Below are 26048 nucleotides of genomic sequence, written 5' to 3' on the forward strand. Positions count from 1 at the left end.
TAGCGAGTTGCTTAGTAAGTATCAAACACGCACGCCTTTTCGAAGAAGGCGCTTGTTGTACCGTCTCCGCTCCGGCAACATGTTCTCGAAGCCTCCAGGCGTCGAAGTTGGCGTCGCATTTAACTTTCGCTAGGTCGGAAATCTTCCCGCTACCCAATCGCGCGATAGTCCCCGCAAGTTCGGAGTGGACGGCTTCAAAGTGGTTTTGATTAATCTCGTCCATTCTACGCATTCGGGATGGCCAGGAAATCTTTGAGAGATAGCTCGGTGAGGAAAGCGCGAAGGCGTTCGGATTTATATAATATCCCTACTGCTATAGCACCTACGCAAAGACTCTTTTCCCGAAGTCATGAATTCGAGATTTCACGGGTATAGTACCGGAGGTTACACAGCTAAGTTGTTAATATAAAAAGCAATCCGATTGTCATCGTCCGAAAGCTGCATTAAATTCCCCCGCGAAAGGGATGGGATTTATGAAGGAGCGATTTGAGGGCGCCGACGGTCGCCGGCTTCGCATTGACGCGTTGGCCGGGCAAAAACTAGTTAGGGGCAAAGAGGACATTGCGGCGGAACTGGCCGATCGCTGCACGATCGAGGAACATCCAGCAGGGTTTGAGCTAATCCGGCACGACGATGACAGCAATGATATCTACTTTATCCTAGCCGGCACCTTCCAAATCGTTGTTAACGGCCGCTCGGTTGCTACACGCGGACCGGGTGACACTGTTGGCGAAATGGCGGCTATCCAGCCAACGCAGAAACGCTCCGCGAGCGTAGTAGCGCAAACATCGGCCGTCGTTGCGAAGCTGACCGAACCTCAGTTTGACGAGGTTGCCACCCGTTTTCCGCAGCTTTACCGCACCATCGCACAGGAACTCTCGCGGCGGCTTCTCGAACGCAACAAGCTCGTGAATATGCATCGCGACAAGATCCGCGTATTCATCATCTCGTCTGTCGAAGGCCTAACGATCGCGCGTGCCATTCAAGACGCCTTCGAGCACGATCCCTTTACCTGCACGGTCTGGACCGACGGTGTCTTCCGCATTGCCAATTACGCCATGGAATCTCTGGAGGCCGCGATTGACGATTCCGATTTCGCAATTGCCGTAGCCCATGCCGACGACATGACCGCATATCGTGGCCAGGACTGGCCCACGCCGCGTGACAACGTCGTTCTGGAGCTAGGACTGTTTATGGGGCGGCTCGGCCGTGCCAGGTCCATCCTCATGGAACCGCGCGACGAAAAGCTTAAACTGCCCAGCGACATGACGGGCATCACCACAGTGACGTACCGCTTCGAAGCCGGCAAAGACATGACTGCGCTTCTCGCCCCGGCATGCAACAGGCTGCGTGAACACATCAAGTCCATGGGGCCGAACAACGGATAACGAATGGGCCTGCTTCAAGACCTCCAAGATCATGCGGCTCAGACTTTTCGGGAGCAATGGGCGACACGTGCGGGACAGGTTGTTCCCTCACCAACTGATCTCAAACTGTCAAATGATGTGGTGGAGTTCGATCGCGCTACCGTTCTCTACGCTGACCTGACCGGTTCGACCAACATGGTCGATACCCTCGGATGGCAAAAGGCGGCCGAGATTTATAAGACGTTCTTGTTCTGCTCCGGAAAGATCATCCGTGATAGCGGGGGCGTCATTACTTCTTACGATGGCGATCGGGTAATGGCTGTGTTCATTGGCAGCACCCAAACCTCAGATGCGGCCATTTGTGGCTTGAAGATCAATTGTGCGGTTCAAAGCGTTATCAACCCTGCCCTCTCGAAGCAGTATGCAGGAAACACGTTCACGGTGAGCCAGGTGGTGGGTATCGATACGAGCCCGATACGAGCTGCCCGAACAGGCGTTCGAGGGGATAACGATATCGTCTGGGTCGGGCGGGCCGCGAACTACGCCGCGAAGCTTACTGAGATAAAGCTTCCACAGCGAACGTGGATTACGGAGGACGCCTATAGCCGCTTGAGGGACGAGGCCAAATATGGCGGCAGTCCCCGCCAGGACATGTGGAAAAAATTCAGTTGGACCCAGCAGAACGACATTCCTGTATATGGTTCGACGTATTGGTGGGCCGTTTCGAACTAAGACCGGCGCCGGTTAGTGACAGTGCGTCGCAACGTCTCCTCGTGGCGACTGAAATATACAGACTGCTGCCAGGGCGGGTTTTGACGAATCGGAGCAGGACATGAAACACGGCTTCACTGCCCAGCATTTTGCGCTGCTAAAGAAATATGCCGGGCAAGTCCGACATGCCGGCGAGCCTGCCGAGGACCGTGACTATGCCGAACTTGTGGTGGCATATGAAGCGAACGCAAAATGGGCACGTGAGGTCCAGGCAAAAGTCTTCCCGCAAGGCTACGTCCGCAAGCTCTCCAAACCCACTGATCAATGGCACCAGAAGTTCAAATCCTACACCTGGACGCGCATCTACCCTCATCGCCGTGTATCGAAAAACCTGGCCTATACGGTCGGGATCGACGCGGATGGCTTCTGCATCAAGATTGACACCGTCAATGCGGCCACACCCCTGCGCGCGCGCTACGATGTGCTTCGCCGCCACGACCATCATCTTTCGCCTTTCGCCAGCATCATACCCCCCGCGAAGGGCCTCACAATGTCGCTTGAGCAACTCGTCGACTGGAGCGTAGAATGCATCGGCGGGTTTGAACCCGGTTATGACGATATCGGACGCCATCTTGGCTTGGTGTCTCCCACCCTGCGGCTGGTGACTGATCGAGATGTGTCGCGGCAGGCTATCGACCGCTGGCGCGACATCCTACTCGAAAACGCAGGCGGTTCTGGCGCCCTTCGCTCAATAGCCGGCCACGAGGTATGGTTCACCGAAAAGGGCGGCGACGGCGGTGTTGAGGTGAAGGCGGGGCTCGATCCTCTCGGGAAGGAATGGGCAGTCGAATTCAACGCCCCGCCCGCGCCGGGTTCCTATCAACGCCTGACGGCGGTGGCGGAGGACGAATTGGGCGGTCTCCACCTGCTGCGCCAGGGCTGGCTGCGTGGCCGGCGGCCCGCCGCCGACATTCGTGTTGCCGAATTCATCAGATCAACCGGACTCTCTCCGGTTCCCGTCAAGGCTGAAGGGAAGGCGGCCGAACGGCACTGGTTCGTGGTTGCCGATCTCGGCGACGCCCCCACGCGCATTCGCAGGAAGACCGCGGCCTTCGTCGAGCTATGCTGGGCGGCGCGGACACCGATCGGCGGGCCGGCCGATTCCAAGAGCGACGCCGGAGAGAGCCTGGGTGGGTGCGAGAGCGACGCGCCTTATATGCTTCCGGCTCGCAGCGCGGCAGACCCGAAAATCGTCGAGCAGTTGCACGGAAAAGTCTGGAAAGCGCTCGCAACTGCGCTTGCTGCGCGGAAAATCGACTATCGGAAATGGCGCCGGGCGGGTGGCTATTCGATCGACTTGGAAATTGCACCGAAGGGCGGCCAATCGCTGCTGGTCGAGATCAAGACCGGTTGTGCCGCCTCCGATGTCCACACTGGTGTAGGCCAGCTTCTTCTCTATCGGAAGCTGTTTCCACGCTTGGCTGATCACAAGGCCGTGCTGCTGATCGATACCGACATCCCGGCGGGAATGGCCAAAGCGGTGACGGCACTCGACATCGCTGTGCATTCCTATTCGTGGTCCGAGAGGGATGGAGCCCGAAGCGTCGAATTTTCCGAGGATTTCAGGCATTTGTGCAGACTAGGATAGAGCACTTGTCACGCTGCTGATCGCGAGCGGCCAAACACCTGACCCAGCACCTGTGGGAGCCTGCCTCTTTGCGACCGGATGATATCGATTTTGGTACTACAAGTATTGTCGGTTCTCGATGTGTTAACGCTGCGCCGTGCCGCACTGGTCAATACCAAAATCACCGGCAGCGCCCAATGGGGGCGCCGCTCTAATAGGCGAGGCAACGCGGGATGCTGGTTGCATTGGGAACGGCATCTTGCCCTTTTTATCAGGGCGTGGGCTGGAGACGACGCGGCTGCGCAGTGGGGGCGCGCCGCCACTGCCGCGATCACGGATGAAGTCTTCATTGGCCTTTGGGCAGATCTCTCCACTTTATACTCAGCAGAGGTTTGGCCGTTTTGGGAAGCTTCGAGCGATCAACCATCCGCGACGAGACTTCAAAGTCGGCGTTGATCTTCACGACGAGGAGCTTGCTGAAATTTCCCGACACCTTGACGCAAACCTCGTCATTGGACTTAAACGGCGTAATGGTTTTGATTTCCACGTGATCGTTACCAAGCCGACCGTCGGCACCCTGCGCGTAGTTCTTGTTCAGCTTTATGCCGTGGGTGATGGCGCCGAACAGCTCGCCAATGACTCCGTACACGTCAAGATGACGACCTGTCTCACGGTGGTAGCTTTCGGCCAGCGCCAAGAGCTCCTGAAAATATGGGATCAAAGATTTGATCGCATTGGGATATTTGGCACGCCACTCGTGGTATTGGAGTTGTTCTTCCACGTCGGACCAGGAAACCCATTCGCCGTCGTCATAGAAGGCCCGATTCCAGATATCAGCATCCATTTCCAACCTCCTGGAAGCCGGGTTTTCGCGACGCTGCCCGTGCGATCTTATGATCTATCCATGCAGAAAGCTCGTCCCAGAGCGCTCGGTCACGGCCGACTTGGCAGGCAATTGCAATGATCTGCTGGTAGGAGATAGGCGTGATCGCCCCTTGGCCGGCGAGACTAGGATCAATCAGGCCCCGTTTCGCTTTCTGCGCAGTTGGAAAGCTTGGATGATCGGCAAAGGCGGCAAGCGCAGCCGCTTGAAGGTTGCGGTGCTTGCCGATCGCCGCAGCCAGCACGGCGTTGCGCATCCACTGATAGGCGTCTTCCTTAAAAGGGCAGGGTGTATGGTCCACACCTGGATCGAGCTCGAAGACCTTTGGGATGTATTCCCAGTAGCGGATGCTCTTGCCTGTCAGAGCGCATTGCGACCGCACGCCATTGCCCGGGTTGATTTGGTCTTCATAGCGTCCGTTGCATTGGCGTTCGCCGGAGCGAGAAACAGCCGTTTGGCTACATTGTCCTCCGGGTTCGGTGAACTTGCACTCGATGAAAGAGAGCTAGGTTTTGTCAGGCCGCTGGCATGAAAGGCACAGTCCGTTCTAAAACGCCGACGGTGATTGGTATCGTGGCCTAAGTTTCGGACGGCAAGATCATACCGAGCCTTACGATGTGATCGCTCCACCGGGATTTTCCTCTGACCTGAGGCCAAATTTCCCTTCAGTTTTCGGGGGATCAGGGCATGAGCGTCCATTACAATCGCAGCTCCTGTCGGCGTGCAGGGCGGGTCTCATAAACCATATACTTGGATCGTTCCATACCGGCAGGCGCGGAACGTTGAAAGCGGCCGCGATAGTGGTTAGGGCTCACTCCGATCGTTCGCGCAAAGGCGCGGCGCATCGCATTGACGTCGCTAAAGCCGCACATGGCGGCGATCTTCTGCAGGGGCTGGGCGGTATCCTCCAGCAGACGGCGGGCAGCGTCGGTTCGCGCCGCCGTGACGAAATCCGCCGGCGTCATGCCGAGCTCGCGGCGGAACACCCGGGCGAAATTGCGTTTGCTCATACCGATCTTCTGAGCCAGATCATCGACGGCGAGCGGAGCGCTGAGGTTTGCCAGTACATATTCCTGCGCCCTCTGGATCAGGGTCGTTTCTGACATCTGGCCAACGAGGTGGGCGCTGAACTGCGATTGCCCGCCCGGACGCTTCATGAACATCACCATGTAGCGGGCGACGATCATCGCAATGTCGCGCCCGTGATCCTCTTCGACCAGCGAGAGCGCCAGATCGATGCCCGAGGTGACGCCCGCCGCCGTGATGAGTGCGCCGTCGCGAATATAGATCGCGTCGGGATCGAGATCGATCGCCGGAAAGTCCTTGGCGAACTTACTGGCACATTCCCAATGCGTCGTTACCTTCTTTCCGTCGAGCAGCCCCGCAGCCGCCAGCAGGAACACGCCGGTACAGATCGACCCGAAGCGCCCGACCGTCGGCACCCGCCGCTGCAGCCACGCGATAACCTCGGGATCGATCGTCTGGAACGACGGATCGCCAGCGACAAGCAGCGTGTCGATCGGCTCGTCCGGGTCGAAGATCGTCCGGTCGGCGAGGAACCGAAGCTGCCCCGTTCCGCTCACGGACGGCGCTCCCGTCGACATGATCTGTATGTCGTATGCCTCCATGTCGCCAAGCCTTCGGGCGGCTTCCCAGAAGACTTCAGCGGGACCGACGATATCCAGAGACTGGACCCCGGGAGGGGAAAGAATAACGATGCGCATTGCCTTGACCCCTGTTGCGATGCGGATCCGGAAACGCCCGCATGTTCAATCCATGCAATTAGCCTGCCAGCTCACGAAAGGCTGCGGCGGATCTGCCGGCTGTCGAGATGGAAATTCCGCTTTGCCGGCGCCTCGCCGGCCTCGATCCTCTGCCGGGCGGCACTGAGCAAGGCAGCGGCGTTCAGCCTGGCGAAGGCGAGGCATTCGTCCGGCGAAGGCCTGGCGCCGAGCAATGTCCGCAGCGCAAGCCGGTGCACGAAGCAGTGGCCGCCGTTGCCGGCGGCAAACTGCAGCGCGTCGATATCCTCGCGCCATGTCAGGTGCAACTCTTCCACCCTATACCTCGAAACGCCGGAAGAACGTGCCCGTCAGCGATCCGAGCAGCGCCCAAAAGATGAGGCTGGTCATGACTGCGGTGCCGATGAACTGATGTTGGAGCGCTTCCGGAGCCAGCGCATGCTGGCCCTCTGGCGCGGCTGGCGCACCGATCACATGCGGAGCCGCGATCAGCACGATGGCGGCGACCGCCGTCCATGGCTTCCTGTGAAAGGCAATCAGGGCAAGGCCGCCAGCGGTCGCTGCCGCCGTCGCTATCCACCAGACCTGCCGGTCGGCAAGTGGCGCGGATGGCGTGCCCGGCAGTTCGGGCGGCAATCCGAGCATCGGCGCGATCATCACGCAGGCAAAGCCCGCTAGTCCCCACATCAGCCCTTCGCGCCAGCCGAGAGCCTTGCCGCGCATCGAGATCAGCCCGGTCAGCGCCAGCGCATAGCCGATGGCAGTGAGAATATTGGCGGCTAGCGTGAAGGCCGTCCGCTCGACGCCGTCGGCCGGCTCCCAACCTTCCTCTTCATGGTCATGATCGGCCATCGCCGCATGATCGTGTCCGGGGGGAACGGCGGCTGCGGCGTCTGCCGCCGGAAGAGCCTCACCCGCCTTCTCGTAGACTTCAGCCTTGGCGATGAGCTGGCTCGTGCCGAAGAACTGGACGGCCGTGACAGCGGCTCCGACGATGCTGCCGGCGAGCACCGCGGTGAAGACGATCGAACGAAACAGCGACATTGTCATTCTCCTTTCAGTGGCACGGAAACGCGTTGGCGTGGCGTGTGTCATGCGCAGCATTGTGGACGACTTCGATATGCGAAAAGCCGACAAAGCCGACGATCATCAAGCCGAGGCAGACGGCAATCGCCGACTGAAGCAGCCTCGTGGCGGAAGCGGTGGCAACAGGTGTCGAGGATGAGACGGTATAGGGCGTGGACATCGGAAAACCTTTCGACACGACGCCTTCGGCGCCGATAACATGTTGACTGAAGGGCCAGCGCATTACCTCGAAAATCGGAATCCGTTTTCGGAAAGGATTATGCGCCAATTCAAAGTGAGAGCGTCATTGGCGTCCTGCGGGACGCGCGGCGCTCTATGCTGATCAGGCCGCCAAGGCGGCTTTGATCTCGTCTGCGTCGATTACGCCGGATTTCACCACGGCCTTTTCAAGAGCGCCCAGGAACTGGTCATAATAATTCCAGGAGGATCGATCGACGGGATGGGTCGCCTCCCAGGCGCCGATCGCGCTGATCAGTTCGTCGCGGAAATCGTCCCATTCGAAGAAGCCGTCCTTGGCGAGCGCAAGCGCCATGCCGAAGGCCTTTCGCTCCCACTCGCTGCCGAAGCAGAGCGAGCCGTTTGCTCGCGGCGGGTTGTCGGTGCTGCCCATCATCTCGGTGACGGCGAAATGCTCGAATTGCGTCAGCACGACCCCCTCCTCACGGTGCCCTGGCGACGGCGACACCCATCATCGCTTCGGGTGTGACCAGGGCCTCGAGTTCCGCTTCGGAAAGCCCGTCCGTGCCGGCCGGGCGTTCCGGCACGACGAACCAGCGGATCTGGGCGCTGGAATCCCAGACTTTGATTTCGACCGCATCGGGAACCGCCAGCCCGAACTCCGTCAGCACGGCGCGTGGTTCGCGGGCGGCACGGCTGCGGAAGGTCGGGTCCTTGTACCAGTAGGGCGGCAGGCCGAGCACCGGCCACGGATAGCAGGAGCAAAGCGTGCAGATGATGAGGTTATGGACATCGGGGGCGTTGGCTACCGCGCGCATGTGTTCGCCCTCGGCGCCCGCCATGCCCTCGGGCAACGGAAGTTCGGCGATGGCCTTCGGCGTGTCGGCGACGAGTCTGTCCTTGAACGCCGGATCGACCCAGGCGCGCGCGACGATCTTGGCGCCGTTGAACGGCCCCATCTTGGTCTCGAAGAAATCGAGGACGGTATCGACGGTTCTGTCGGTGATCACGCCCTTCTTGATCAGCAGGGCTTCCAGGGCCTTGACGCGGGCGGCGCTGTAGGCTTCCCGGTCCTGACGATAGTGAAAACGGTCTATCATTGTTGTTCGCTCCTTGACTGGAATAGCGGCGACTGGTGTGCGGCTCAGGCGGCTTTGGAGGCTTCGGCGGTTTCCGGTGCCTCGACATAGCGGGCGTATAGATCGGCATAGAGGCTGAAATTCTTCTCGGCATTATCGGGCCAGAGGTCACTCGGTTCGAAGCGAACGCAGTAGACCGGCATCGCCGCGCCGACGCCGTCGGGGCCGGTGTCGCAGAGATAGGTGTAAGCTCCGTCATAGACGGTCTCGATCGTTCCGAACTTGTTGCGGAGGAAACCGGGCAGCCTCGTATGCTCGACGGTCGGCACATCGCGGATCGCCACCGTGTCGCCGACCTTGAATTCGAAGGTCACGGCGACGTCGCGCTTGGGGCTGTCGCCTTCGACGAGATATTGCACGACGCGCCGGTCAATCGCCTCATCGCCGGCTTCGTGCAGCGGCTTCGACGGTTCGTTGTAGTATTCCTCCGTCAGCGCATCGAGCTCTTCGGCGGTGATATAGCCGTTGTCGATGAAGTATCCCGATATTCCGCCTAGCCACTTCTCGTAATAGCGAAATCTGAAATAATCGAAGGGATTGAGGGACTCGGCCCCTTTCCTGAGATCCGCCCAGGTCCAGATGGTCTTAAACGTCGATGGCGTCTCGGGAAGCGGAAGCTGCGGCGACAGCGCCATCATCGCCGTATGGATGCCGAAGATCCTGGTTTCCCAGACATCGACGAAAACGCGCGTTTCAGTGCTCACGGCCCCCAGCCCCTCAAGGCCGCCAAGATAGTGCTGAAGTTTCATGGGATCGTTCCTTTATGATGAATGGTGACGATGACGCTCAGGCGGTCGCGGATTTCTTGCCGGCCAGAAGCTGGGTTCCGATTTCCGAGAGCAGGCCGAAGACGCCGCCGAGCAGCATCGCGGCCATGGCGACGAGGGTCGGATGATTGAGACCTGAGGTGACGATCGTCGTGTCCGTTGCCGCGCTGGTGCCGACGAGAGAGGCGAAGCCGAAGACGATCGCCGGCGGAAAGTTCAAGATCGGGATGGCCGAGGCCAGGATCATTGCTGAGGTGCCGGCGCCGACCAGGATCGCCGCAAAGATCGGGTGGGCCGGGCCATACTGGATGACCAGCAGCGTGATCGAGGCGATACCGATGCCGGTCCAGTTTGAAACGATCGATTTGACCAGCCCCTGGTTTCCGCCGCCGCAGGCGAAGAACGACGCCCAGGCGATGAAGGTGACCCACACGGGAACGGGAAATATCGTCGCGGTGATATAGGTGTCGATGGCGCCGAGCACACCAAGGCTGATCATTGCGGCAACGAGCGGGGGCATGGGTCTGTCTCCTTGTTGAGGGGTTGGGCGGATGCGCATCAGGATGCCAGCGCGCGCTGCTGGCTGAGGCAGCTCATGAAGCCGTCTCGAAGCATCGCCTCGTCGAGGTTCCTGCCGATGAAGACGATTTCGTTGAGCCGCTTTTCCGAAGGCCCCCAGGCTTTCCCGGGGCGTCCTTCAAGCGTCATGTGCACGCCGTGAAAGACATAGCGGCGCTGCTCGCCGTGGAAATTCAGCACGCCCTTCATGCGGAAGAGGTCCGTGCCGATCTCCTGAGACAGGCGATTGAGCCAGACGTTCAGCGCCGCCGGATCGAGCAGGCCGAAGTCCTGGATCGCCACGCAACCGATGCTCTGGTCGTGCTCGTGTTCATGGTCCTTGAGAATATCGGGGTCGATAGACAGGATGTTCTTAAGGTCGAAGGCGCCGACGTCGAGCACCGCGGAGAGCTCGACCTTGCAATCCCTCGTCCGGATAATCCGGGCAAGCGGATTGATCCCGCGCAATTGCTGCTCGGTGGCGGCAAGGTCCTCGGTGCTCTCCAGGTCGATCTTGTTGAGCAGCAGCACGTCGGCAAAGCTGATCTGCTCCCTCGCCTCGTCCTGAGAGAGCTGTTGCTTCATATGGCGGGCATCGACGACGGTCACGATCGCATCAAGCTGCAGCCGCCTGGCGAGCGTTTCGTCGAGCAGGAAGGACTGGATGACCGGCGCCGGATCGGCAAGACCCGAAGTCTCGATGATGATGCGGTCGATTGGCCGTCCGGAGCGCAGCAGTTCGCCGATCGCGGCGATGAGATCGCGCCTGACGGTGCAGCAGATGCAGCCATTGTTCAGCTCGATGACCTCGTCCGCCGTCGGCACCACGAGCTTTCCATCGATGCCGACCTCCCCATATTCGTTGACGATCACCGCTACGCGCTCGTTTTCGATTGAGGTGAGCAGGTGATTGAGAAGCGTGGTCTTCCCGGCCCCGAGAAACCCGGTGAGAATTGTCGTCGCAAGCTTTGCCATGGCCTCATCCCCTTGCCGTCCGGGCACGCCTCCGCCGTCTCGGCCAAATGACCGGGGCTGAATAGGCGCTCCGCTGCTGTTTGCTGGTCTGATGCGCCCGGAAGCGTCGATCAGACGAGGAGAATTACACTTGCAATACCGTCACGAGGCAAGAGACCTGATGTTTCATATTCGGCCAAAGAAACCGCAAATTCTGCCAAAATGATGAGCTTTTTGATTTTTGATTAAAAACTGATCATACTGTCTAATTATTGATCTTATTGCCCTTTTCCCGATCATCGACAGGATGGGCATGAAAAACTGTCTGGTTTGCGCAAGCTTTGGCGAGGGACGCCATGCGCAAGTTGGCTTTTCGAGAGCATTCCATTGTCGCCGGCGAAAGTGGTGCCGCTAGGCTGGGGGCTTCTGTCCATCGCCGGTGATCCAGAGGTGCTTAGCCGCCTCGGCCTCAACGAGCATAGCCGCGTCCTTCTCATCAACATCGACTTGAGGATCGGTCTCGGCGCGAGATGAGACTTTAAAGTCGGCGTTGATCTTCCGACGAGCATCTTGCAGAAATCGCCAGCGAGACTACGACCCATTGGGGCCCGAGTGCCACTCGGCGGCAATCCTATCTGCCTGCCAGCGCTGAGCTACATCAGATCGCGCGCGATGCGCTTCTCTTCGAAGATCTTCCTGTAAATTTCCGTCTCGCCGTCATAGGCAATGATCGAGGCGCTGATGATCCAGTCTGTTGCCGTACAGGCGATGGACGATGTCGCGACCGTGCGGACGAACCAGCCGGGGCGCTGCATGTCGCAGGTCCAGGTTGAGATGCCGGACATCGACAGCGGGTCATCCGGCGCGATCGACCAGGTTTCTTCGCGAAGCTGCCGCGTCGACAGGCCAGTGCCAGGATGTTCGAAAAGGCCGGTATCCTCGTGGATTTCATAGCGGGTAAGGCCGGCCGTCAGATCGCGCACGACATGCCGCTTCGTCGAGCCCGACGCGTGTTCGATATATTTCGGCAGCGGATCGGGATCGTCAGGCTGTTTTACTTCGATGAGGTCATGTGTCCCAAGCAAAGGCAAGCCAAGGCCGACGGAGGCGATGTCGATCGTCAGACCCGGATCTTCCGGCGGTGGCAGGACCATCGGCCAATAGGCCGTCGACAGCGACAGGCGGATGCGGTGCCCCTTGCGGAAGCGGTAGCCGCAGGCATCAAGGGTCAGGCTCACAGTCGTGCGTTCACGCTTGCTCATCGGTTCGGGCGCTGCATTACCGTTACGATGAGCGAGATTGAGCACGCCAAAGGAGACGCGTGTCGCGGTGCCATCCGGGTGGATGTCGACGAGCCTTGCGCAGAGATTGGCGGTTTCGGCGTCGCATCTGAGCGCCAGCGTCACGACCGGGCGGCCGAGATAATCATGATCTTCAGCCAGCGCCGCGGTCTGGAAGGTCAGCGAGCCGGCGTCATCGAGGCGCTGATCGATCGCCAGCTCCGCATCGGGCTTCAGCGTGAACCATTCGCCCGAGGCGGTGCCTGTGTCGAGCGGCGATCGCAGGTAGACGGGGTGCTCCGGCGTATGCGGGATCGGCATGCCCTCCATCAAGCCGCCGAACTGCTCGACATAGAAGCACTGCAACTCAGGCGGCTGCCAATTACGCTTGGCGATCCAGAATCCCGGGTCGAAATCGCGGCGCGTCGCGGGCGCTATGGCATCGAGAATATAGGCGCGCACGGATGGCATGGTCTCCGCGCCGTTGGGCTCGCCGCGCAGCCAGCGGTTCCACCAGGCAATCGCTTCGCCGTGGAAATCAGCGCGCGGCTTCGGCCAGGCGTAATGCGGATATTTGTGAACCCAGGGACCGATCAGCGCCTTCGCCTTCTCGCCGAGGCCTTCGACTGCGAGCAGGGGCGTGTTGCGATAGCCGTCAGCCCAGCCGGCGATGATGATAGCGGGGGTATCAAAGTCCGCGAAGCCCTCGCAGATCGAACCATGCCGCCAGAAATCGTCGCGGCGCTGATGCTGGAGCCATTCCTCCAGGAAGAAGGGTTCCTGCTCTAAGCGTTCCAGCCACATATCCCGCCAGTCGTCGCCGACGATGGCCGGATCGGGGGAGCGCGATTGGTAGGCAAGCATCGTCGCCGCCCATGAAAGCTGAGCGGAGAGATGGCAGCCGTTCTTGTAGTGGATGTCGTCATTGTAGCGGTCGACCGTAGAGGCGATCGAAATCACCGCCTTCAGCGCCGGGGGCTTCAAGGCCGCGACCTGCAGGCAGTTGAAGCCGCCCCAGGAAATGCCCATCATGCCGACCGAGCCGTTCGACCAGGGCTGCTCCGCAATCCAGGCGATCAGCTCGCAGGCATTGGCAAGCTCCAGTTTGGTGTATTCACCATCGATGATGCCGCTGGATTCACCGGAACCTCTGATATCGACGCGAACGCCGGCAATGCCGGCCGCGGCAAACGCCGGGTAGGTGGATTCATCACGCGGGCTCGTTCCATCGCGCTTGCGGTAGGGCAAGAACTCGAAGACCGCCGGCACGGGATCGCTCTCCGCGCCATCGGGCATCCAGATGCGCGCGGCGAGACGGGTCCCGTCCTTGAGGGTGATCCACTGATTTTCGATGGTGGTGAAGCTGCGCTCAGCCATGATCATATTTCTCGGAGAGGTTTAGGCATTAAACCATACACGGCTGCCGATGTAGCCGTTGGACATATCGTTGCCGATGTCGTCGACATATCCCTTCAGGGTTTTCGAAGAAGCCATGATGTAGTCGTTGAAGACGGGCAGGATCAGACCGCCATCGTCTCGCACCATCAGCGCCAATTGCCGATAAAGTACCTTGCGCTTGGTCTCATCGAGCTCGGACCTTGCCTGCAGCACCAGCGTGTCAAAGTCAGGGCGCTTGAAACGCGTGTCGTTCCATTCGGCAGTCGAAAGATAGGAAGTGGAATAGCGCGAATCCTGTGTCGGGCGGCCGCCCCAGAAGGAGGCGCAGAAGGGCTGCTTGTTCCAGACGTTGGTCCAATAGCCGTCTTCCGGCTCGCGCTTTACGTCGATCGTGATGCCTGCCTTGCGCGCGCTTTGCTGGAATAGGATCGCCGCATCCACGGCGCCTGGAAAGGCTGCATCGGAGGTCAGCAACTGAACCGGACGGTCGAGGCCCGATTTCTTGAAGTGGAAGGCGGCCTTTTCCGGATCATACGGCCGTTGCTCGATATCCGTCGGAGCGAGGGCGTAGTTGGAATTGACCGGATAGTCGTTGCCGATCGTTCCGTAGCCGCCCAGAACCTTTTCCAGGATCGACTGGCGATCGATGGCATATTTCAGCGCAAGGCGAAGGTCGTTCTTGTCGAAGGGTGCCGTGTCGCAATGCATCAGGAAGCAGTAAAAGCCCTTGCCGGCGTTCCGGACGATATCGACAGTCGGTGCCCGCTGCAGCATCGGAACGGTCTTCGGGTCGACATTGTTGACGAAATGGACCTGGCCGGAGGCGAGCGCCGCAATGCGAGCGGTGTTGTCATTGATGACGAGGATTTCCACGCTGTCGACAAAGCCTCGGTCGGAGCGCCAATCCCTTGGGTTCTTCTCAAAGGAAGCACGAACGCCGGGTTCAAAGTTCTTCAGAATGTAAGGACCGGTGCCGATGGCGGCTGCAGGCTTGCCGACGCCACCCTTGGGTTGGATGATCAGATGATAGTCGGTGAGAAGGAGAGGCAGATCCGCATTGCCTTCCGAAAGCGTCAGGACAAGGTCGCCCGCCTTTTCTTCGATACCGGTGATCGAGGCCATCAGGCCGAGTGCACCGGACTGCGAATTCTTGTCGGCATGGCGCTTCAGTGTCGCGACGATGTCGGCGACGGTCATCTTGCTGCCGTCGTGAAACTGCACGTCGTTCCTGATCTTGAAAGTCCAGACGGATGCGTCCGCCGATGGCGTCCAGGAAGTCGCCAGTGACGGCAAGGGCGCACCCGTCTTGGGGTCGGATTCGACCAGCGTATCACCCCAAAGGCGGCCAATGACGAACAAAACAGAGGCGCTGTATGTTGCGGGGTCGAGCGCATCGCTGGTGGCGCCGCCCTTGAGGCCGAGTTTCAGATGACCACCGCGCTTCGCTTCCTGCGCGCGGGCATCGCGCGGCATCAGAAGACCGGAAGTGAGGGCCGGCAAAGCGCCCAGCGCGACGGCGCCGCCGAGGAAGTGGCGGCGGTCGATTTTCAGCTGCACAGAATGATCCATTTGATGCGTCATGACAGTTCCCTCTTTTCAATTTTGTAAGAGGAACGTAGAGGTCGGGCAGGCTCACGCAATTTCGCGACTTGACGCATCTTTAAGCGAGTTTACGCTAGCCGGTATCAAGACGGAGCTGCCGATGCCTCACCTGGTCGACAACCTCAAGATTGCCTGTGCTACGCAGCGTTCTATTTCGCAGCTCTGCCGCGCAATCGATATTAACCGGCAACAATTCAATCGATACATCAACGGCCAGACGAGACCGTCTGCCCATAATCTGGCGCGCATCGCCAAGTATTTCGATCTCGACGCGGCCGACTTTGGTCTCGCTCCTAGGCTCTTTCGCGAGCGGCTTCGCAAACCAACCCTGGGCCTCAATCAAAATTCCGAACTCTTAAAGGCGTTCCCCGGGGATCTGACCGCGCTCCGGCGCCATCTCGGCTATTTCCAGACCTATCATCGCTCACCGTCCTGGCCTGGAATGGTTGTCTGTTCATGCAGCCGCCTTATCGAGCAAGGCGGGCTGGTGCATGTCAAATCAATGGAGCGTCTGCGGGATCCTGGAAACGGCATCCAGCAGTTTTCGAAATATGTTGGCCTTGCGGCCTTCTATCGGAACAGGATCTTCATTACGGAGCGTGTCGTCGGCCCGAATTCCATGTTGTCACAGACGATCCTCCTGCCATTCGACGAGTACCAGCGTGTCTATTTGCGCGGAACGACAATGGGGATTTCCTGGCGAAGGGAAAACCTCCCCTATGCCTCACGGATGATCTGGCGACATGTCGGCGCCGAGCCCGACTTACGTGAGCTTCTTGCGCGCTGTGGACCTCTGCCGCTATCGTCGCGCCACCTGCCGCCGACGGTTCGCTCATTCCTTGCGGATCCGTCTGCAGAAGTATATGCGGTGCCGGCAGAATATTGAGGACCTGATTGCACGGTTGAGCGGCTCGGCATGGCCGAAGTGTCGATCCTATCATTGACCTGATCCCCGCGATGCTTTGGCCACAGCGTCTGATGAAATTCTCGATTTCGCCAACCAGCAGTACTGGGAGTTGTCGGCTGACTTCTTGCGCCATGTCGCTGGCACGGTGTTCCCGTTCTGGACGAAGAAGATCGCATACTGGATCGATCGGAACTCTGCGCTCAGGCGGCTCACGACCAGCATGAGTGCTTCGATACAGCATTTAGTTTCGCGCGTTGGCAGGAGTGTGCAGTGAGGCCCCCGCCTTTTCGGCCGCTGCCCGCAGACGCTTGTCTCTGGTCCATAAGGTCGCTCGTTGATCGAGGAGAACTGAGGCCATCAAGTGGGCATCTGTGTAGCCAATGCCCATACTGAAAATGGCGTGGCGATCAATCATCATCATAACTTCGTCGTGCGTCGCGATGAACGCTTCGCGCTGGGCCGCAAGGAAAGTTATCACGCTACTGCGATCCCGAAGGCTGCCAAGTGCGAGCTCTCCGATTACGGCTGGATGGCATAAGAGACGGTCGTCCTCAATAATCCTACGCAGCTCTGAATCGGCATGCCGGAAATGATCGATCCAGATGGAAGTGTCGGCAAGTATCACTTGGCAGCTGCGCTCCGGCGGCGTGGGGCTGCCTCCGCATCCGGCATAGTTCCGCCGAGCGCGATGAGGCGTTTTCCCGACTCCACACGAACAAGCGTCTCCAATGCTTGGCGGACCAGAGTGGCGGTTTCTTTCGTGCCCGTTAGAGATCTAGCCCTTTCCATGAGGGTGTCGTCGAGATTGATAGTCGATCGCATCGTTGGGCCTCCTGATTATGGTGTTATAGATAGCACCATTTGGTGATAAAATCTACGCGTGATCTCCAGTCCAATATGTCGGCCGTCGGATGTGCAAATTCAGCAGCGTGATATTTTGCTGTAGGCGGGTTCCTGTCCCATCGACTGCACGATTGTGGAATGGCGGGGTCGGTGGTTCGTATCCCTTCAAGGCGAACATCGGGCAATCCCGGCCGCTCATGGAAGGTCGAGCGGTCGGATCGAGCGGACGCCGATCAGGTTGGAACTTGATCCACAGCACGTCGATGGTTCAACGCAGGAACTGCTCGATCTGAGCGCCGGATCGATCAGATCCTGATGAACCGCTGACCTGCCACTGAACTTTCATCCGGCGACGATTAGAGCCTCGGCAGTTTTGGATACGCCAAATGGCGCGGTGTGAGCAACCGGCGGAAACGCGAAGCTTTCATCTTGCGCAGCGTTGGAGCCGGTTGCGGCGATGGTCCCGGCAAAGTCTGCCGGGGTTTTGTATCCGAGCGATGAGTGCGGACGGAAATGGTTGTAATCGTCCGCCCATTCAGCAATGGCGCTTCGGGCATGATCGAGGCCGAAGAACAGGCTTTCGTTGAGCAGCTCGTCGCGCATGCGCCCGTTGAAACTCTCGACATAGCCATTCTGCATCGGCTTTCCCGGCGCGATGTAGTGCCATTCGACCTTGTGATCTTTCGACCAGGCGAGGATGGCATTCGACGTGAGTTCGGTGCCGTTGTCGGAGACAATCATTCCTGGCTTGCCGCGTCGTTCGATGAGTGTCGTCAGTTCCCGCGCCACGCGACGCCCGGAGATCGAGGTGTCGGGGATGGCGGCTAGGCACTCGCGCGTCACATCGTCGACGACATTGAGAATGCGGAAGCGCCTGCCGCAGGCGAACTGGTCATGCACGAAATCTAGCGACCAGCGAGCATTGGCCTTCGCTTCGACCAGGATCGGTGCACGCGTGCCGACGGCACGCCGCCGGGCCTTGCGCTTGCGAACGGAAAGTCCTTCCTCGCGATAGAGCCGGTAGATGCGATTAACCCCGGACGGCTCTCCGTCCCGTCGAAGCAGGATGAACAGTCGCCGATAGCCGAAACGCCGCCGCTCATTGGCAAGGTCACGCAGCTTCGCCCGCAATTCTACCTCGGGCGGTCGAGAGGATCGATAACGGATCGTCTTGCGGTCGGCGGATATGATCTGGTAGGCCCGCCGCTCCGAAAGACCCATGACGGCCTTCAGATGCGTGACGGCTTCACGCTGGGCGACAGGCCCTACCATTTTTTTGCAAGAAGCTCGCGGAGCGCGGCTGCATCCAGCATCTGTTCGGCCAGCAGCTTCTTCAGCCTCGCGTTCTCGTCCTCGAGCGCCTTCAGCCGCTTCGCCTCGGAGACTTCCATGCCGCCATATTTGGCTTTCCAGTTATAAAACGTCGCTTCTGAAATCCCGTGCTTGCGGCACAGGTCGGCCACCTTCGCGCCTGCCTCCTGCTCCTTCAGCACCGCAATAATCTGCTCTTCCGTAAATCTCTGCTTCTTCATTCGTCCGTCCTTTAATGGGCCGGACTCTAATCCATCCTGGAGGAAATTCGCAGTGGCAGGTCAACGCAAGATCCGAGAAGCCAGCTTCCGCCGCAAGGTGCGCGATGCGTGTGACGGCGTCGTCCTGCCGTTTCCTTCGAGACTTGGGGAATCCCAGCCATACCAGAGGTGCGTTTCGTGCGTCCTTGGCCTGGTTCGCTTGTCTCAGGCGAGCCGCTCGACACGGCGAGTCGTCGGCGGTGCGGCTGTTCTCCGCAGAGACCCCTTTGACGGGAGTTGCTGCAGCAGCCAGGCCGCGGTCTGTGCGGTGATCGTGACGTGCTTGTCGTTGTTGCTGCCGATCCAGGCTGTCAGATCCGACGTCGCATCGCCGACGCTACCGGTCAGGTCGTCGTTGCTGTACACGTCGAGCGAACTCAGGGACAGCGCGCTGATGGTCGGCACGAAACAAGCCGAGTCGTAATTGATCGTCGACGAATACCCGGCCATGTCGAGCTCGTTGCCGAGAGTGCTGAAGAACGTGTCCGTTCCACCCGGTGCCGATTCGTACTCGGGTGTTTGCTGACCCTCTCCACAAACAGTGACGAAAGTACCTCCGCCGCCGGGAATTTCGAGCTGGAGCTGGCACACAGCATTGGCGATCGTGGTCTTGTGTCCTTCATCATCGTACACGGTGGCCGTGAGCCCTGGTGATGTCATCACTTCCAGGCCCAATCTGGCGATCATCCCGCCTTCGGCCGAGAGCACGTAATCGGAAGCCGGCGTCCCGTTCAGCGTGCCGTCGGTCGCGCCGTTCGAAACGCCGAGCAATGTCGGCTGCTTAGGAAAATTGCCGCTCGCCGACAGATTGTTCGACAGGTTGGCGCGCAGCGGAGAGACGCCGGTGGTGATGTCGGTGTAGGTCGTCCCATTGACCCAGTAGATCAACATTTCCTGGGCAGCGTTGCTGTTCAGCAGCGCGGCCGGTGCCTCCACCGATCCATCCTGTGTATAGAGCCAGACACTCTGGATGAAGCCCTGCACGCCGACGGGCACGGATGCACCCAGGTGCGGCGTGTCATACGAAACGTAATAACTGGTCTGGTGCGGGATGTTGTTGGTCTCCATGTAGGCGAGTGCGTAGCGGGCCACGAGGCCGCCCATGCTGGCGCCGCCGACGACGAGCTCGGTGTCGGACGAGGTCATGTTGATCGCATATTGAACCGCTGCCATTACAACGCCCGCATTGGCCTCGACATACGTCGTGCCGTCGTCGAAGCCGACCAGTACTAGGTCGTATCCCTGTGCGAGCAGATCCTGGGCCAGGTTCTGCTCGTTGAAGATATTCCACAACGTGTTGATCGAGTAGCCGCCGGGGAAACCCTCTGCCATCAGCAGCGGATTTGTTAGTGTCGTGTTGCCGCTGCCGTAAAACACGTATGCATAGCCGGTCGCAGTTACACCCTGGAACGTGATCGGTGAATAAAGCGACCACGTCTCGTCCGGTATCGGTGCACTTTGCTCGGCAATGGTGAGCCGACAACCAGTGGCATGGCGACCAGCTCCGGCCAGTCGCACACGAATGCACCGGTGACCGGCGCTCGGATAGGTGACATCCACCGGCTCGTCGAGCTTTACATTGCGATAGTCGGTACCGTCATCGAAATCGATTTCGAGCTCGCGCGGCGTTAGGCCGGTATTGTCGATCACGAGATCGCTTGGCACTACGTAGCGCACCTGTAGTCCGTCGTGGCGTTCGGGGAGCAGTCGAAGGACGTGGTATTCCTGCTTGCACAGCGGTGCGGCGAAGAATGCCGCCCTGTCCTTGAGCGATCCTGGTGCAGGTGTCGGCAACGCGCCGCCTGCGCGCACGAAGCGCGACAGTTCGTCGGCAAACGCTTGGCTCGGCGTTCCGTAGCGAATATTTGCTATCGCCACCGGCATGAGACCGCATGCGCGGTGGCGTGCGGCGCGCGCCTCGATCTCCGCCGGCGAAGGCACCGGCGCACCCGCGATGGCGCCGCGATGCAATTCGGAGTAGAGCCACCGCCAATGCCGGGGTTCAACTGGGTCCCTCTGCACGCCGTCGAGCATCGATTCCACGTCGGGCCGGCGCATCAGGGGCCAGCGAAACACACCGCCATGCAGAATGCTGGGATCGGCGAACTCACGCATTCGCGAGCGAATCGTTCGCACTCGTTCGAATGCCGCTCTTGTGTGTCCCGCCGTGTCAGCCATTGCGTGCCTCCATCCGGGATTCCTTCTGTCTCGGGCCGGATTGGCGTGCCCCGGCGGCGACGCCGACCGAAGCGGTGTCGCCGGACATGTTCTCGAAGCAGAGGCTTTGGTTATCCGAGAAATCGATCTCGATGCCCGGATACCAGCTTCCGCCGCCCTTGAAATTGGTAATGTTCACCCCCCAGCCGTTATCGAGGCTGCAGGTCAGCACCGGTTCGTCTCCCAATGTCGCTTGCCAGGTGCCCGACGCTGAGAAACCGATTTCCGAGAAAGGCGCGCCAATGACTGATGCCGTCACCACGCATGTGACGGCACCTGACAGCGCGACTTCGATGCTGATGGAGCCTTCGCCTGATCCGATCGGAAAGTGCTCCCACTGGAAGCCGCCCTGAACCAGTAGCGTGCTCGAGTTCATGGTGACCGTCGGGGTGGCGCCATTGTCGCCTTCATTGTTGAGGCTGTGCCATGCGGAGACGTTGAAGAAATCGAATCGGCCAGTTGCCCCATTCTCCAGCCTTGGCATCAACGCTGGAATATCCACAGCCGTGTTCGTCGCCCAGAACGCCGCGCCCGAAGTGTCGTAGAAGACCAGGTTGGCGTCCACCTGGACTGCCAGGTAACCCGGTGAGGCGTTGTTTGTATTGTAAGCAGCCCATAACAAATCTGAACCGTCATAGATGACCAGGTTGCCGTCCGTCTGCACTTCGAAGCGAGCGGCGACGCCAATATTTGTTCCCGACGACCAGTACGGAAAGCCCTGGAAGCTTGAATTTGCTACGGGTGGTGGGCCTGCGACTTGGTACAACACCAAGTTTCCGTCCGTCTGCATCACAAGGACGTACGACCCGTTTGCGCTGATTGCCCACTGGTTCGATTGCATGCTGGTTCCGACTGGTATTTCGCCGCGCGGCGCCGCGATCTGATCTCTAAGCGTAACTGTCAAAGGGTCCATCTAAGCCTCCCTGCTGCATGCGATTGGTCGAAGCCGTACGGCATCTCTCCCCGTGTGCTACGTCGGGGGGGTCTACCTTCGGTTGATCAGAGAATAATCTAGGATGGCCCTGACGCTACTACCCGCTCGTATTTATCGCAGGTTGTGGTTAACTGATAATGTGTACAGCGGTAGAAGGTTGAAGCATACAGAACGCGGGTACAAAGCGCTTAAGCGGGAGGCGAAGCGTCACGCTGCTGGGCGCTAGAATCCAAGGATTGGGGATGCTGTCGCTACCGTCATCGGACGCACGATTTGAATCTTGACGTGTCCGAGGCCACGCCGTTCATGCGGCGAGGCTTAGATCGCAATACCAGGCACTATACGCACACGCCCGGCCCCACAGAGCTGCCCGTGCGAGCCGCGGTATGCTCCGTCGTAGCATTCGTTCAAGCCCCGCCATCCGGCCTGTTCTATACTGATTTCACCGAAAGACGGGCTTCGTCTTTAACAGCGACACGATGACTTCCTCGGATCGACGGACCGGACTAAACCGTCGATGCTCGCCAGAAAGGCCGCAGTGTCCGGCATCATTCCGGCGGAAGCATTGACCTCGCCCCCTCGATTGTTAGCGCATGTGTTGCAATAAATACACGATTCTCCGAAAACGAGCGGGATTCGAGTCAGAGCGAACACTACCAGTCGATGATATGGCACTCAGTTCAATCCTCCGGTGAGGTGACAATGCGCTACTTTTACATGGAGCCGGAAGTTTCTGGTTCGCTCGGAGATCGTACGATCGTAGACCGAAGCGTACATCCGCCGATCATCAATGAGCTGCATTACGAGATGGAGGGTTGGCTGGGAGACGCAATTTTGGAGAGCTTCCCCGCATTTATTGTAACCGAACAAGCAAAGCGGGGGCTCCTGTCGGCAGCCGTCACCGGGGCAAGTTTCGCCAAGGTTGATGTAACGGCCAGCGAAACATTTAGAGAGCTATACCCATCCCGCGAAATTCCTCCGTTTGCTTGGTTGAAGCCTGTAGGAAGAGCAGCTCACGACGACTTCGGAACGGTATCTAACGGGCGGCTCGTCGTCTCGGAACGCGCGCTTGAGGTGCTCCGGAAATTCGGTGTCGCGAACGCGTTGGTCGAGCCATTTGCATGATCGGGCCCGTCATTTGAGCTTGCCGCTAGCCGTTTCTACCTTCGCTGAACTGCGCGGAATTAGCGGTGACCTAGCATCTCCGTAAGCGTCCGGTGAGCCAGCCTTTGAGATTCTCGGCGAACACCTGAAGTTACGTCACTAATTCCGTCATTAGAGACGTTATCATGCATGAACTATGGGCCGCATGGAGATTTTGACGGGTGTCGAGCGTCGGCGTGACTGGTCGAACGACGAGAAGCTGTCGATATTGGACGAGGCTTCCGCCACAGGTGCCAAGATTGCCGAGGTCGCTCGTCGGCACGATATCAAGCCTCAGCAGATTATGCGTGGCGAAAGCAGTTCGCCGCCGAGCAGGTTGAGCCGGTCGTTTCGTTCTTACCGGTTGCATTGATCTCCTCAGAGCCGAGCAGTGAGACAGAGCGGCCAGGTTCGGCGGACAAACCCGCTGCGGCGAAGAGATCGGAGGGTCTTGCAGCGGGGTCAAACGCCCCACTGTTCTTAACGGAAACCGAAGAAGCTCAAAATTGCGAGCACTATGACCACGGCGCCGACGAGCCAAATCAGGTTGTTCATGTGAAATCTCCTCCGAAATGAAATGGGCCACTTGCAAGCACATAATGTGTAGCGGCAGTTCAAGTTCCATTTCCTCATTAGCCGGAGAGAATGTTGATTTCCTACCAAAGCTACCCGATCTTTCGCTCAAGCATCGCCAGATGTTCGAAGCACACCGTCTCGACCAGCTGAAGCAATGAAGAAGTTGGCATTGAAGCCAGCTGAGAGCCTCCTCGCTGATTTGGTAGTGTCTGGAATACCGCGCTTTGAAGTATGCCTCGTTCAGCGTGTTGAACCAAGCGCGCTCACGATGCTGATCCCGAGGAAGCGCATCGGCAAGACGCCGATCTTGTTCCTCGGCGAGCGAGCGGAGGAACTGCTGTCGTGAGACGGCGGGCCGTAATTGGTGAGTGTTAGGAGGATGCAAGAGTAGGCTTGTTCAAGGGATTGGTGTATTATGAACCCGGCTTCTTAAACAGAGGTGCGGTTGCGTGATCGAGGGTTCGAGGCGCATCGAGGGCATGCAACTGCCAAAGCTTGGGGCCTCAGCGGCCTCAAGCATTTCGGAGGTGAAGCGACACGTCCTGCCGCCTGGCGGATGTTGTCGTGGCTGGCACCACTTGATCTTGCGGCCGAATGCCGTCACCCACGAGACCGATTCGATCCCGGCTTTTGCGATGGCCTCCTGGCCCGGTCCGGATCTTCTGCGGTCAACCCATGGAAGAGTTAAAGGTGTCGCCGAACGCATCGGCCCCCGGGGCCGTCGATTGCAACAGCCACTTCGGTTCCATAAATACCTCTTACGCCACTGATACTGAGATACCGGGGTCAACGGTTCTGGCGCGGCGAGAGCCTTCGAGGCCAGCCCCGATTGTTGCTATGGGGTTCACGTTTTAGGCCAAGAAGATCGCATAATGGATCGAAGGGAACCAGCCCGGGCGCCAGCGAAGATTACAAGCGTCAGCAGGTACATAAGCGACGACGGTTTACGGTTCGAACCCATTCAAAGGCGGTTGCATTTCTTTCATTTGTAAAAAGCCGCGCTATCATCAAAGTATACAAAAATTTGCTTTCGCTTCGCTCTTGATCAGATATCCCCTCGCTTGAGAATTTCCTAGATCAGTTCCGGTGATCAATCAGCGAGAGGTTCAGGGACGCCTGCGGAGCTCTCGTCGACCTCATGGCGCCATCCGGCATGCCACCTACTTCTGGTCTCCTTTCAATCAGCCACGTAACTAATTTCAAATGGTCGTACCTTGACTTTCAATCGGTCATAACCGTAGTTTCAAACGGTCACCAAAGGAATGAAGCTATGGCCCTGTATCCAAGGCTCGTTGAGCAACGCGTTGCCGACGCCATGTCAGACACGCGAGTGGTACTGATCGTGGGTCCCCGACAATCAGGAAAAACGACATTGGCCAAGAAGTTGGCCAGCGAGGGGATCGAGTATTACACGCTGGACAATGCAACGACCCTGGAGGCAGCGCGACAGGATCCGGTTGGCTTTGTAAGAAGAATGGACCGCGCCATTATCGATGAAATTCAGCGCGCCCCCGAGCTGTTGCTGGCGATCAAGGAAAGCGTGGATACCGACCAGCGCCCAGGACGTTTCCTTCTGACCGGCTCTGCAAATCTCATGACGCTGCCACGCGTGGCGGATTCGCTCGCAGGACGCATGGAGGTCGTCCGATTGCTGCCGCTCGCTCAAAGCGAAATCAGGGCGGCGGGCAGCAGCTTCCTGCGCGACGCCTTTCAAAACGAGGTTAAGGCAGGAGAACCAACCGTTGGAGACGACCTGATGGCTGCGGTTCTGGCAGGCGGATATCCCGAGGCGTTGGGTCGCAAAACCTTGAGCCGCAGACAGGACTGGTATACGGATTACATCCAGGCGATCGTTCAACGCGACGTTCGCGATGTCGCGCAAATCGAGCAGATTGCGCAAATGCCGCGCTTGCTGCGCATCCTGGCGGAGCATTCGGGACAACTCGTGAACTACTCCGGAATTGGCGCCGCCATCGGGATGAACCACATCACAACGCAAAAATACGTCGGGATATTCGAGAGCCTGTTCCTCGCCCGAACCGTTCAACCCTGGTTTTCCAACAAACTGAAACGCCTGACCAAGACCCCGAAAATACATTTCCTCGATTCTGGTCTTCTCGCATCTCTTCGTGACCTCTCTCTCGACCGACTCCGGGATGATAGGGGGCAGTTCGGGGCGTTGCTGGAGACTTTTGTTTTTGGGGAGATCCTTAAACTCGCCAGCGCCGCACATACCCGATTTGAGTTTTCGCATTTTCGTGACAAGCAGCAGAATGAAGTCGATATCGTCATCGAAGACAGGCGAGGGCGGATCGTCGGTATCGAGATCAAAGCGGCAGCATCCGTCACGAATTCCGATTTTTCTGGATTGCGAATTTTGGCCGAAGCATCCAGAGAACGGTTTGTTTCGGGCATAGTCTTGTACGACCATGACAAGGTGATTCCGTTCGGAGAACGCCTATCCGCCGTGCCAATCTCGGCGTTGTGGCGTTAGCGTCTGGGAATTCGCTGCACGCGCCGGACCCCATAATTCTTGGAAATTCAACGACGACGAATGGGCTCAGGT

General features: G+C 58.9%; 23 protein-coding genes and 3 pseudogenes. 6 read left to right on the plus strand and 20 right to left on the minus strand.

Annotation, left to right across the window (positions count from 1 at the left end; translation table 11 throughout):
- The first annotated feature begins 473 nt into the window (after positions 1-473).
- The 3 genes from ATY76_RS29340 to ATY76_RS29350 all read left to right on the plus strand — a co-directional run bounded on the left by ATY76_RS29340 (position 474) and on the right by ATY76_RS29350 (position 3726).
- The gene (locus ATY76_RS29340) at positions 474-1388 is read left to right on the plus strand and encodes a TIR domain-containing protein (RefSeq protein WP_088678339.1); all 915 of its coding nucleotides are present in this window, start codon (positions 474-476) and stop codon (positions 1386-1388) included.
- Between the two features lie 3 nt (positions 1389-1391).
- Positions 1392-2099 carry an adenylate/guanylate cyclase domain-containing protein gene (locus tag ATY76_RS29345; protein ID WP_088678159.1) on the plus strand — a complete coding sequence of 236 codons (708 nt, stop codon included), beginning with the start codon at positions 1392-1394 and terminating at the stop codon, positions 2097-2099.
- 100 nt (positions 2100-2199) lie between these two features.
- A complete protein-coding gene (locus ATY76_RS29350) occupies positions 2200-3726 on the plus strand; it encodes a hypothetical protein (RefSeq protein WP_088678160.1) in 1527 nt (508 codons plus the stop codon).
- 325 nt (positions 3727-4051) lie between these two features.
- Here the strand turns inward: ATY76_RS29350 and ATY76_RS29355 are convergent, their stop codons facing one another.
- The 13 genes and pseudogenes from ATY76_RS29355 to ATY76_RS29415 all read right to left on the minus strand — a co-directional run bounded on the left by ATY76_RS29355 (position 4052) and on the right by ATY76_RS29415 (position 15270).
- A complete protein-coding gene (locus tag ATY76_RS29355; protein WP_088678161.1) occupies positions 4052-4549 on the minus strand; it encodes a hypothetical protein in 498 nt (165 codons plus the stop codon).
- Positions 4539-5084 (minus strand): annotated as a pseudogene (locus ATY76_RS29360) (hypothetical protein); the annotation flags it as partial. The pseudogene ATY76_RS29360 and the gene ATY76_RS29355, both read right to left, overlap by 11 nt.
- Positions 5085-5286: 202 nt before the next feature.
- Positions 5287-6312 (minus strand): GlxA family transcriptional regulator, encoded by a 1026-nt coding sequence (locus ATY76_RS29365; protein WP_088678162.1) that lies wholly within the window; start codon positions 6310-6312, stop codon positions 5287-5289.
- Between the two features lie 71 nt (positions 6313-6383).
- Positions 6384-6647 carry a hypothetical protein gene (locus ATY76_RS29370; RefSeq protein WP_009995687.1) on the minus strand — a complete coding sequence of 88 codons (264 nt, stop codon included), beginning with the start codon at positions 6645-6647 and terminating at the stop codon, positions 6384-6386.
- A 1-nt stretch (position 6648) separates the two neighbouring features.
- The gene (locus tag ATY76_RS29375) at positions 6649-7374 is read right to left on the minus strand and encodes a CbtA family protein (protein WP_009995686.1); all 726 of its coding nucleotides are present in this window, start codon (positions 7372-7374) and stop codon (positions 6649-6651) included.
- Positions 7375-7387: 13 nt separating this feature from the next.
- A complete protein-coding gene (locus ATY76_RS29380) occupies positions 7388-7576 on the minus strand; it encodes a CbtB domain-containing protein (protein WP_088678340.1) in 189 nt (62 codons plus the stop codon).
- Between the two features lie 162 nt (positions 7577-7738).
- A complete protein-coding gene (locus ATY76_RS29385; RefSeq protein ID WP_040142645.1) occupies positions 7739-8065 on the minus strand; it encodes a nitrile hydratase accessory protein in 327 nt (108 codons plus the stop codon).
- A gap of 10 nt (positions 8066-8075) precedes the next feature.
- Entirely contained in the window at positions 8076-8693 is a 618-nt protein-coding gene (nthA, locus tag ATY76_RS29390; RefSeq protein WP_040142647.1) for a nitrile hydratase subunit alpha, read from the minus strand.
- Between the two features lie 44 nt (positions 8694-8737).
- Positions 8738-9481 (minus strand): nitrile hydratase subunit beta, encoded by a 744-nt coding sequence (gene nthB / locus ATY76_RS29395; protein ID WP_088678163.1) that lies wholly within the window; start codon positions 9479-9481, stop codon positions 8738-8740.
- A gap of 37 nt (positions 9482-9518) precedes the next feature.
- Positions 9519-10019, minus strand: a complete 501-nt coding sequence (locus ATY76_RS29400; protein WP_088678164.1) for a DUF1097 domain-containing protein — start codon at positions 10017-10019, stop codon at positions 9519-9521.
- Between the two features lie 38 nt (positions 10020-10057).
- The gene (locus ATY76_RS29405) at positions 10058-11032 is read right to left on the minus strand and encodes a GTP-binding protein (RefSeq protein WP_088678165.1); all 975 of its coding nucleotides are present in this window, start codon (positions 11030-11032) and stop codon (positions 10058-10060) included.
- A gap of 632 nt (positions 11033-11664) precedes the next feature.
- Complete coding sequence (locus tag ATY76_RS29410) at positions 11665-13668, minus strand: CocE/NonD family hydrolase (RefSeq protein ID WP_088678341.1); 2004 nt, start codon at positions 13666-13668, stop codon at positions 11665-11667.
- A 21-nt stretch (positions 13669-13689) separates the two neighbouring features.
- Positions 13690-15270 (minus strand): ABC transporter substrate-binding protein, encoded by a 1581-nt coding sequence (locus tag ATY76_RS29415; protein ID WP_088678166.1) that lies wholly within the window; start codon positions 15268-15270, stop codon positions 13690-13692.
- Between the two features lie 121 nt (positions 15271-15391).
- On the opposite strand from ATY76_RS29415, the gene ATY76_RS29420 reads away from it, so the two are divergent.
- Complete coding sequence (locus ATY76_RS29420) at positions 15392-16177, plus strand: helix-turn-helix transcriptional regulator (RefSeq protein WP_088678167.1); 786 nt, start codon at positions 15392-15394, stop codon at positions 16175-16177.
- A gap of 262 nt (positions 16178-16439) precedes the next feature.
- Here the strand turns inward: ATY76_RS29420 and ATY76_RS29425 are convergent, their stop codons facing one another.
- The 6 genes and pseudogenes from ATY76_RS29425 to ATY76_RS29445 all read right to left on the minus strand — a co-directional run bounded on the left by ATY76_RS29425 (position 16440) and on the right by ATY76_RS29445 (position 21742).
- Positions 16440-16823, minus strand: a complete 384-nt coding sequence (locus ATY76_RS29425) for a type II toxin-antitoxin system VapC family toxin (RefSeq protein WP_088678168.1) — start codon at positions 16821-16823, stop codon at positions 16440-16442.
- Positions 16820-17020: a type II toxin-antitoxin system VapB family antitoxin gene (locus tag ATY76_RS29430; RefSeq protein ID WP_016736583.1), complete on the minus strand. Its 201-nt coding sequence runs from the start codon at positions 17018-17020 to the stop codon at positions 16820-16822. The genes ATY76_RS29425 and ATY76_RS29430 overlap by 4 nt, the downstream gene beginning before the upstream one ends.
- A gap of 363 nt (positions 17021-17383) precedes the next feature.
- Positions 17384-18454, minus strand: a complete 1071-nt coding sequence (locus ATY76_RS29435; RefSeq protein WP_348627532.1) for an IS3 family transposase — start codon at positions 18452-18454, stop codon at positions 17384-17386.
- Positions 18421-18573: pseudogene (locus ATY76_RS34330) on the minus strand (transposase); the annotation flags it as partial. The pseudogene ATY76_RS34330 and the gene ATY76_RS29435, both read right to left, overlap by 34 nt.
- 204 nt (positions 18574-18777) lie before the next feature.
- Positions 18778-20727 carry a hypothetical protein gene (locus ATY76_RS29440; protein WP_088678170.1) on the minus strand — a complete coding sequence of 650 codons (1950 nt, stop codon included), beginning with the start codon at positions 20725-20727 and terminating at the stop codon, positions 18778-18780.
- Between the two features lie 55 nt (positions 20728-20782).
- Positions 20783-21742 (minus strand): hypothetical protein, encoded by a 960-nt coding sequence (locus tag ATY76_RS29445; protein WP_190233754.1) that lies wholly within the window; start codon positions 21740-21742, stop codon positions 20783-20785.
- Positions 21743-22465: 723 nt separating this feature from the next.
- Between ATY76_RS29445 and ATY76_RS29450 the strand changes: the two genes are divergently transcribed.
- Positions 22466-22888 (plus strand): hypothetical protein, encoded by a 423-nt coding sequence (locus tag ATY76_RS29450; RefSeq protein WP_088678171.1) that lies wholly within the window; start codon positions 22466-22468, stop codon positions 22886-22888.
- A 683-nt stretch (positions 22889-23571) separates the two neighbouring features.
- On the opposite strand, the pseudogene ATY76_RS34335 reads toward ATY76_RS29450, so the two are convergent.
- Positions 23572-23896, minus strand: a pseudogene (locus ATY76_RS34335) (HEPN domain-containing protein); the annotation flags it as partial.
- A gap of 856 nt (positions 23897-24752) precedes the next feature.
- Between ATY76_RS34335 and ATY76_RS29465 the strand changes: the two are divergent.
- The gene (locus ATY76_RS29465; RefSeq protein WP_088678173.1) at positions 24753-25976 is read left to right on the plus strand and encodes an ATP-binding protein; all 1224 of its coding nucleotides are present in this window, start codon (positions 24753-24755) and stop codon (positions 25974-25976) included.
- The last annotated feature ends 72 nt before the right edge of the window (positions 25977-26048 follow it).

This window comes from Rhizobium sp. R339, assembly GCF_002211395.1.
Lineage (GTDB): Bacteria > Pseudomonadota > Alphaproteobacteria > Rhizobiales > Rhizobiaceae > Rhizobium.